Consider the following 9,287-nt stretch of genomic DNA (forward strand, 5'->3'; position numbering starts at 1 on the left):
TCTTCATGGCCGCTGCCACAAGAACGGCTGTTTTGTATTCGATCATCCGCAGATAATCAGGAATCGTAACATCATCCCGTGTCTCAAAATCAATATCATATTGTTGTCCTTCACAGACTTCCAAAGCGGTTTTGCTAAAAAGCTGCGCCAATTCCCGAAAAGTGTCGTTCCTGTAATTTTCGAAGAACTGGTAGGCAAGAATCAACATGGCGTCCCCCGAAAGGATCCCTGTATTCAAATCCCACTTTTCATGTACGGTTTGCTCACCTCTACGCAAGGGGGCCGCATCCATAATATCATCATGGATCAAGGAAAAATTATGGAAGACCTCAATGGCCAAAGCAGCATCCAATGCCTTGTTATAGTCGGCCCCAAAAAGATCGGTGGTCATCAGCGTGAGAACCGGCCGAAGGCGTTTACCCCCAAGTCCTAAAATATAAGTAATAGGTGCGTAAAGCCTGGTTGGCTCCTTGGTACTTATCCTTTGTTCTAGATACGTGACAAATTCCTTTCGATACTGTTCAATGGCATGCATGGTAACTGATTTTTGTCAAAAATACATCCATTTTAACAAAACTCTTTCATGGGATTTCAATAACAAAAGTAAAAATTCCAAAATAATCCATCGAAAAATGCAATAGTTTTGAAAAGCTTCGTCTTTATGATAGAAGGGGTGCTTATAAAGGCTTTCGAATGAATTCAGAAACAGATAACTATTCTAAATTAAGGACTTTTTTTAATGAAGAATATCATTCTTTAAAAGCATATGCCAAATCAAAAATTGAAAATGCTGCGGACAGGGATGCCGAGGACATTGTTCAGGATGTAGCTTTGAATCTTTTCTTAAGAGCAAATAATCCGCTGCCAATAAACAATGTTGCTGGGTTTGTTTATAACTCATTGAGGAATCGGATCATTGACATTTTAAGAACTAAAAAGGAACGATCATCTATTGAAAATGAACTGGAAGAACGCTTGTTGGAATTCTCGGAACTTTTATATGGAAAATCGGACAATTCGTATTCGGATCAAATGAAGAATGAATTAAAAAAAGCCATTTTAAAATTGAAACCATTGTATAGAAAAATAATCATAGCCATAGATTTTGAAGGATTTACCTATAATGAAATTTCCTTTGAAACAGGTATTCCTGAAGGCACCTTAATGTCCAGACGGCATAGGGCCATTTCATTGTTATATAAAGCATTAGAATCAAAAAAAGAACATAGTAACTAAAATAAATAATTATGTCTGAATACATTGAACATAGGGTAAAAAGTAGGGTCGAAAAATATTTTAAGGCCTTTTTCAAAATAGTGATTGGAGGCATCATCGTAATTATACTGGTGTTGTTATTTGGGTATGTAACCATGCTTCTTTGGAATTGGTTAATGCCAGAACTATTCGGATTGGTGACCATTGATTATTGGCAGGCCCTTGGTATCATTATTTTGGCGAAGATTCTATTCGGTGGACTTGGAAACCACAAGTCCCGTAAAAGCGACAATAAATCAAAAAGGCGATGCAAACCCAGATATAATATTGGTCTTAAAAGCGATTTTTCTAACTGGAAATATTATGATAAATTCTGGGAAGAAGAAGGTGGAAAAGCGTTTGAAGCGTATGTTAAACGTGAGCAGGATGAGGATAATCCACTCTAAACTACCCAAATACATGACTCAGTTTATAAAAATTGCCCAAAAGATTAAGACCTTGGGCAATGTTAAATAATTGTAAAACTTCGGAAACTTTTTTTGTTTTTTGAGTTTCCAATGTATATTTGCCCTCTTTTTGCAACAAAATAGATGAGGGAAAAGATTTTACATAAAGCGACCGATTTATTCCTGAACCTAGGGTTTAAGAGTGTGACCATGGACGATCTGGCCCATGAGTTGGGTATTTCAAAAAAAACCATCTATGCCCATTTCGCGAATAAGACCAAATTGGTAGAAGAATGTACAAAGCAGTTGTTCTGCTCTATTTCGGAGGGAATTGACCATATATGTTCCTTGCACAAGAACCCCATCGAAGAGTTGTATGAGATCAAGAAATTCGCATTATTGCACTTAAAGGATGAAAAAGCCTCCCCCCAATACCAATTGCAGAAATACTATCCTAAAATCTATGAAAACATTAAGAACAAACAGTTTGTCATGATGGAAGGCTGTGTGGTCGCCAATATTAAGAAAGGAATCAGTTTGGGGATATATCGTGATAATCTAAATATAGACTTTGTATCAAGGATTTACTTTGCCGGGGTAACCAGTCTTAAAGACCACGAGCTCTTTCCTGTAACAAAATTTCCAATGGGTAGTCTAATGGATGATTATCTGGAATACCATCTAAGGGGCATTGTCACCCCAAAAGGACGTCAAATACTAAATAAAACAATCACTTCAAATTAAGTATAGATGAGAATTCATTTTTTATCACTTTTAATTGTATTGCTATTGGCAAAGGGGTATTCCCAAGAACAACCGCCAAGCTTTTCTTTGGATGAAGCCATTGCCTTTGCTTTGAAAAATAATTATAGCGCTATTAATGCCGACAGGGATGTTCTGGATGCCAAAAAGCAAAAATGGGAAACCATAGCCGATGGTTTGCCCCAAGTTAGCGGTGCCATCAGCTATCAAAATCAGTTGAAACAACCCATTTCCTTAATCCCGGCAGAATTTTTCGGAGGGGAACCAGGCACTTTCCAGGCGATTACCTTTGGGCAACCACAGCAAGTATCGGCAACGGCCACGCTAAGTCAACAGATATTCGATGGGTCATATATTGTTGGTGTACAAGCGACGAAAACATTTTTGAATTATAGCGCCAACAATAAGGAAAAAACAGACCTAGAGGTTCGTAAAGCGGTGGTAGAGGCCTATGGAAACGTATTATTGGCCCAAGAGACCGTTGCCATTTTAGAGAAAAACCTCGCTACTTTGGAGAAGAATCTCTTCGAAACCACGAAAATCTTCGAAAACGGATTAGGGGAAGAGGAAAGCGTTGAACAATTGCAGATAACCTTGTCCTCTGTCGACAATCAATTGAAAAATGCCATTCGGTTAAAGGGAATAACCCTTCAGATGTTGAATCTCGTCATGGGCATAGAAATCGACTCCCCAACCCAATTGACCGAAAATCTCGATGACCTTGCCATAAAACAAATAGATCTAGATTTGTTGGAATCCCCCTTCTCCCTAGAAAACAATGTTGATTATAAATTGGCCAACAATTTAAACGAACAACGGTTCCTAGAATTGAAATTGGCGAAAAGCAGGGCGTTGCCCACTTTGAACGCTTTTATAAACTATGGCAGTAGCTCATTCAGTGATTCGTTTGATTTTTTAAGTGGAAATCCCGAATGGTACGATTCATCGATCATGGGTTTCGATTTGAATATCCCCATTTTTAGCTCGTTCAGAAGAAGTGCCAGTACACAACGGGCAAAAATAGCCTTGGAAAAAGCAAAAACACAGCTCACAGAAGCCGAAGAACAGATACGCTTGCAATTGCAGCAGGCCAAAAGTGATTATATATTGGCCATAGAACAGTATGGGACTTCAAAGCAGAATCTTGGCCTGGCAGAACGCATAGAAAACAAGAATCAAATCAAATATTTCGAGGGAATAGCCAGTAGTTTTGATCTACGCCAAGCCCAAACCCAGCTATATACGGCCCAACAGGAATATTTGCAATCAATGGTCGAGGTAATCAATACCAAGACTGCCCTTGAGAACATATTAAACGAAAAATGAGTTTAGGAGTTTATAGGTTTAAAAGTTTATAAACCTCTAGAACACCTTTGAATTAATACTCAAATAAAAGATGATGAAATTATTCTCTTTCGAAAAACTGAAAGTCTGGCAAAAATCAAGGGAGCTATCCGTTTTGATATATAACAGTACAAAAACATATCCAGATAACGAAAGATTCGGGCTAATTAGTCAAATGCGACGATGCTCTGTTTCCATATCTTCGAATATCGCTGAAGGTACAGGAAGACATTCCTTGCAAGACAAAGCCAGATTTACGGAAATTACCTTCGGCTCTGCAATGGAATTGTTGAATCAAACCATTCTAAGTAATGATTTAGGGTTACTCTCAGATGATATCTATAAAACAATAAGGATGGAATTAACAGAAATTACTGAAATGCTCGATGGATTGTACAAATCCCAAAAAAACTCATAATACTATAAACTTTTAAACCCATCAACTAATAAACCTTTTAGTAATGAAAAAAATAATATCAGCAATAATTTTTACCATTTTACTCTCATCATGTGGGGGAAGCCAACAACAATCTGTTGAAGATTTGATCACTGAGGGTGATTTGGAAGCCCTCCGAACTAAAAAAAGTGAACTATCCGAGCAGCTAAAAACACTTGAAGAGGAGTCCACAAAACTCGATTCGGCCATCGCTATCCTGGGTGGGGACGAAAAACTCCCATTGGTAACCACAATAACCGCCGAAGCACAAAATTTTGTTCACTACCTTGATTTACAAGGAGATGTAAAAACCAAACAGAATGTACTTATATATCCAGAAATGGCGGGCACTTTGCAACGGATTTATGTTACCGAAGGGACACAGGTGACCAAAGGGCAACTATTGGCCAAAATAGATGATGGTGGCATGAACAGCCAATTGGAACAGCTTAAAACCCAGGCCGAGTTGAACAAAACAACATTTGAGCGTCAAAAAAGGTTGTGGGAACAAAAGATCGGTTCTGAAATACAGTATTTACAAGCAAAGACAACGTTCGAGGCCTCACAAAATGCAGTGAAACAAATTGAAAGTCAACTTGCAAAAGCAAGCATTCGGGCACCATTCTCAGGAATCATAGACGATGTCATCAAAGATCAAGGTACTGTGGTTTCCCCTGGCCAGGGCTCCGAAGTATTTCGAATCGTGAACCTCAGCGATATGTATATCGAGGTAGATGTTCCTGAAACCTATTTAGGGCAGATATCCAAAGGCAAAGAGGCTATAGTCTACTTTCCGGTACTTGGGGATAGTGTCATAACCAAAATTCGGGAAACCGGCAATTTCATCAATCCGAGTAACCGGTCGTTCCGGGTTGAGATCCCAGTTCCCAATAAAAAGGGACTAATAAAGCCGAACCTCACGGCAAGGGTACGACTTAATGACTATACGAATACCGAAGCCATACTTATTCCACAAAGCATTATCTCTGAAAATGCCGAAGGGGAACAATATGCCTATGTAAGTTCAGAACCCAACGCCAAAAATGAAGCGGTGGTGTCTAGGAGTATCATAACAACGGGCAAAACCCAATATGGAAAAATAGAAGTGCTTACAGGCATAAGCAGCGGCAATCAAATAATCAAAGAAGGCGCTAGAACGGTTAAAAATGGCCAGAAAGTAAAAATCCTTAACTAAAGACGTTGAACTAATGAGCAAGCAGCTAAAAAACGCCCAAAAGGAATTTAGGCTTTCATCATGGGCCGTAGATAACCCTTCGGTCATCTATGTCATGATCGGCATCTTCCTCTATATAGGGCTTAAATCCTATTTTGCAATGCCCAGGGAGGATTTTCCCGAAATTGTCGAAACCAAGATTTATATCAGTACGCCCTATCCCGGCAATACTGCCGAAGATATTGAACGCCTGATTACGGACCCCTTGGAAGATCGCTTGAAGAATGTAAGCAACGTGGTAGAGATTACCTCAACCTCCCAGGAGGATTATTCCATCATCACCGTCGAATTTGATGAGGAAATCACCGTAGAAGCCGCCAAGCAAAAAGTCAAGGACGAAGTTGATGGGGAAAAGGCCAGCGAAGATTGGCCCACCTTTAATAATGCCAAGGTTGAACCCAACGTCTTCGATTTGAATATTTCGGAATCATTCCCGATAATGAACGTCAATTTCACCGGGGATTATCCCGTAGAAAAACTAAAGGAATTCGCCGAACATTTACAGGACGAAATAGAAGACCTTCCTGAAATAAAGGAAGCGGATATCCGTGGTGCCCAGGAAAAGGAGGTTGAAGTCGCTGTGGACATCCATAAGATGATGGCGGCGAAAGTCAGCTTTCAAGATGTTATCGGTGCCATTGGCAATGGTAACTCAACCATGTCTGCCGGCAACCTGAAAAGTGGTGGTCAACGGCGTACCATTCGTATCATTGGTGAAGTCGATGACCCAAAAGAACTGGAAGAGTTCGTGGTCAAATCTGAAAATGGGGCCATTTATTTAAGGGATATTGCGACCATTACGTTTAGTGAAGAGGATAAAACTACCTATGCGCGTGAATTTGGGGAAAGTGTGGTGATGCTTAATGTTACCAAACGAGCCGGGCAAAATGCAATTTCAGCGGCCGAAAAGATAAAGGCACTCGTAAAAGATCAATTGGAAAATTATTATCCTCCCGATCTAAAGATATCCATTGCGAACGATTCCTCGACCCGAACGTTGAACCAAGTCGATGACCTGGTCAATAACATCATTTTCGGTATTTTATTGGTGGTGACCGTATTGATGTTCTTTCTAGGGTTCCGAAATGCATTATTCGTTGGTTTTGCCATACCCATGTCTATGTTCATGTCATTTATGATCTTAAACTATCTGGGTGCCTTTGTCGATGGCATGAGTTTTACCTTGAATACAATGATCCTTTTCGGGATGATTATGGGACTTGGAATGCTCGTAGACAATGGGATCGTGGTCGTTGAGAATGTATACCGCCTTATGGATCAAGAGGGTATGTCGCGTATAGAGGCAACAAAAAAGGGTATTGGGGAAATTGCCTTCCCGATCATTATATCTACGGCAACCACAGTGGCGGCATTCGTACCTTTAGGCTTATGGCCAGGGATTTTCGGTCAGTTCATGATCTATTTCCCGATAACCCTTTCCGTGGTTTTGGGATCATCCCTTTTCGTGGCCATTTTCATGAACTCTATGCTGGTTTCCCGTTTTATGGAAATCGGGGAAAAAGAACTGACTTATACACAGCTCATCCGATTGAGTATCATTTTAGGATTTTTCGGAATCTTCATTTTAATCGTAGGCGGCCCAATACGGGGCTTGGGAACGGTAATGATTGTCACCGCCATTTTATTCTGGGCCTACAAATATGTGGTTAAGGGCGCCGCACTCAAGTTCCAAAGGGTTATAATGACCCGTTTTGAAGACCTTTATGAAAACCAGTTGAAAGGTGCCTTGAAAGGCAATAATGTCTATTGGTATTTTGGGGGCACATTTTTACTATTGATTGTAACTATTATGCTCTTTGGAATGTCAATCGGAAGTGGTAGAACAAGTATCGAATTCTTCCCTGACAATAAACCGAACGAGATTTATGCTTATATCGAATACCCCCAGGGGACGTCCATAGAAAAGACCAATGCGTTGACCTTGGATATTGAAAAAAGGGTCTATGCCGTAATAAATCAGGACAAATACAAAAAAGGCGATTTCAATTTCTTGGTGCAATCAGCAGTATCACAAGTAGGTGAAGGTGCTGGCAACCCATTTACCGATGGAGGTTCATCTGCGGAATTGCCGCATCGCGGAAAGATAACCCTATCCATGCGGGAGTATAAATACAGAGGGGGACTCGATACCGAGGAATTAAGGCAAAATATACAAGACGCCTTAAGTGGAATTTACCCCGGTGTTGCCATTTCGGTCGAAAAAGACGCCAATGGACCGCCTGCAGGGTATCCTATCAATATTGAATTGGAAGGAAAGGATTATGATGAGCTCATAAATACCGCAGAAGATATGCGGAACTTCATCAATAGCAAGAACATTGCAGGCATTGAAGAGTTGAAGATCGATGTGAACAAGGGCAAACCGGCCATGGAGGTTGAAGTTGACCGTAAGAAAGCTGGGGAATTGGGTGTCTCTGTCGGGCAGGTAGGTTTACAGCTCAGACGCTCTTTATTCGGTGAAAAAGCGGGAGTCTATAAAAAAGATGGTGAAGATTATGATATAAACGTGCGTTTTAATGAGGATCTACGCTACAATACCAGTGCACTCTTTAACCAAAATATCATTTTTAGGGATCCGGCGACAGGGCAGATCAAGGAAATTCCGGTATCAGCCGTAGCTTCAGAACGTAACACCTCGTCGTTCAGTGCCATAAAACATAAGGCCAATGAGCGCGTTGTAACCGTCTATTCACAATTAAAACCCGGGTATAGTGATGCCGGGGCCATCGTGGCAGAAATACAAAAAGAAATGGAAGAGTTTAAAAACCTTCCATCGGATATAAAAATTGACTTTACAGGTCAAATCGAGGAACAAAACAAACAAATGCAATTTTTGGTCGGCGCTTTTTTCTCCGGTTTGGGTTTGATCTTGTTGATCTTGATCTTCCAGTTCAGTGGCATATCCAAACCCATTATCATCATGATCGCCATCTTCTTGAGTTTTATCGGTGTTTTTGGCGGCCTAATGATTACAGGCAAACCCTTTGTGATCATGATGACAATGATGGGAATCATCTCCTTGGCAGGGATTGTTGTCAACAATGGCGTTGTACTCTTGGATTATACCCAAATATTGATTGATCGTAAAAAATTGGCCCTAGGGCTTAACGATACTGATCTTTTATCAAAAACCGATGTTACCGAAGCTATAGTAAAAGGAGGAAAGGCAAGATTGCGCCCGGTATTATTGACGGCCATAACGACTGTTCTTGGGCTTATACCCCTGGCCATTGGTCTGAACATCGATTTCTTTTCATTGTTTACCGAATTTGATCCCAAGATTTATATCGGAGGTGATAATGTGGTCTTCTGGGGTCCTTTGGCATTGACCGTGATTTATGGCCTTATCGTAGCAACCTTTCTGACACTTATAATCGTTCCTGTACTGTTCAATATCTCGTACAGAATAAAGATCGGGTTACGAAAATGGCGTTCTAAAGGAACAGCAAACCAAGGCGGCGAAAAATTGGAGGGCATAGCCTGAATTTTTTGGACAAGAGCAATACAAAAAAGCCATTCCCTCAACTTTTGTTGGAATGGCTTTATTTTTATCCATAAGGGCAATCAATGCCTCAACGACACAAATTTTGTGATGGCTAATCCATCCCATCCGAATACAGTTCCAAAAAAGGAGATGGGTCAATTTTAAAATTTCAGGGTACAAAGTAAGGGCCGATTTCAGTATATGCTCTATTTTATTGAATTTTCGACGCTCATTACCAAGTCCCAATACATAATTTCGATTAAATTTGCCTTTTTAAAAGAAGAACAATACATGTACAGAAGTCATACTTGTGGAGAATTAAGGGAATCAGACATTGATAAAGAG

Annotated in this window: 8 protein-coding genes; 7 read left to right on the forward strand and 1 reads right to left on the reverse strand. The window is 40.3% G+C overall.

What is annotated here, in order from left to right:
- On the reverse strand, positions 1-535 hold a 535-nt coding region (locus WBM98_RS19000), incomplete at its 3' end, for a polyprenyl synthetase family protein (RefSeq protein WP_424367593.1).
- A gap of 158 nt (positions 536-693) precedes the next feature.
- On the opposite strand from WBM98_RS19000, the gene WBM98_RS19005 reads away from it, so the two are divergent.
- The 7 genes from WBM98_RS19005 to WBM98_RS19035 all read left to right on the forward strand — a co-directional run bounded on the left by WBM98_RS19005 (position 694) and on the right by WBM98_RS19035 (position 8,942).
- Complete coding sequence (locus tag WBM98_RS19005) at positions 694-1,236, forward strand: RNA polymerase sigma factor (RefSeq protein WP_424367594.1); 543 nt, start codon at positions 694-696, stop codon at positions 1,234-1,236.
- 11 nt (positions 1,237-1,247) lie between these two features.
- Positions 1,248-1,661, forward strand: a complete 414-nt coding sequence (locus WBM98_RS19010; RefSeq protein ID WP_424367595.1) for a hypothetical protein — start codon at positions 1,248-1,250, stop codon at positions 1,659-1,661.
- A 144-nt stretch (positions 1,662-1,805) separates the two neighbouring features.
- Positions 1,806-2,405 carry a TetR/AcrR family transcriptional regulator gene (locus WBM98_RS19015; RefSeq protein WP_424367596.1) on the forward strand — a complete coding sequence of 200 codons (600 nt, stop codon included), beginning with the start codon at positions 1,806-1,808 and terminating at the stop codon, positions 2,403-2,405.
- Between the two features lie 6 nt (positions 2,406-2,411).
- Positions 2,412-3,749 (forward strand): TolC family protein, encoded by a 1,338-nt coding sequence (locus tag WBM98_RS19020; protein ID WP_424367597.1) that lies wholly within the window; start codon positions 2,412-2,414, stop codon positions 3,747-3,749.
- 70 nt (positions 3,750-3,819) lie between these two features.
- Positions 3,820-4,185 (forward strand): four helix bundle protein, encoded by a 366-nt coding sequence (locus WBM98_RS19025; RefSeq protein WP_424367598.1) that lies wholly within the window; start codon positions 3,820-3,822, stop codon positions 4,183-4,185.
- 43 nt (positions 4,186-4,228) lie between these two features.
- Positions 4,229-5,398, forward strand: coding sequence for an efflux RND transporter periplasmic adaptor subunit (locus WBM98_RS19030; RefSeq protein ID WP_424367599.1), 1,170 nt, complete (start codon positions 4,229-4,231; stop codon positions 5,396-5,398).
- A gap of 13 nt (positions 5,399-5,411) precedes the next feature.
- The gene (locus WBM98_RS19035) at positions 5,412-8,942 is read left to right on the forward strand and encodes an efflux RND transporter permease subunit (RefSeq protein WP_424367600.1); all 3,531 of its coding nucleotides are present in this window, start codon (positions 5,412-5,414) and stop codon (positions 8,940-8,942) included.
- The last annotated feature ends 345 nt before the right edge of the window (positions 8,943-9,287 follow it).

Origin of the sequence: Maribacter sp., from assembly GCF_049667165.1 — a bacterium.
Taxonomy (GTDB): domain Bacteria; phylum Bacteroidota; class Bacteroidia; order Flavobacteriales; family Flavobacteriaceae; genus Maribacter_A.

What these genes read in the sequence shown, in the direction of transcription:
- WBM98_RS19010 (WP_424367595.1), top strand. Translation starts at nt 1,248, where the DNA reads ATGTCTGAATACATTGAACATAGGGTAAAAAGTAGGGTCGAAAAATAT.
- WBM98_RS19030 (WP_424367599.1), top strand. Translation starts at nt 4,229, where the DNA reads ATGAAAAAAATAATATCAGCAATAATTTTTACCATTTTACTCTCATCA.
- WBM98_RS19020 (WP_424367597.1), top strand. Translation starts at nt 2,412, where the DNA reads ATGAGAATTCATTTTTTATCACTTTTAATTGTATTGCTATTGGCAAAG.
- WBM98_RS19015 (WP_424367596.1), top strand. Translation starts at nt 1,806, where the DNA reads ATGAGGGAAAAGATTTTACATAAAGCGACCGATTTATTCCTGAACCTA.
- WBM98_RS19035 (WP_424367600.1), top strand. Translation starts at nt 5,412, where the DNA reads ATGAGCAAGCAGCTAAAAAACGCCCAAAAGGAATTTAGGCTTTCATCA.
- WBM98_RS19005 (WP_424367594.1), top strand. Translation starts at nt 694, where the DNA reads ATGAATTCAGAAACAGATAACTATTCTAAATTAAGGACTTTTTTTAAT.
- WBM98_RS19025 (WP_424367598.1), top strand. Translation starts at nt 3,820, where the DNA reads ATGATGAAATTATTCTCTTTCGAAAAACTGAAAGTCTGGCAAAAATCA.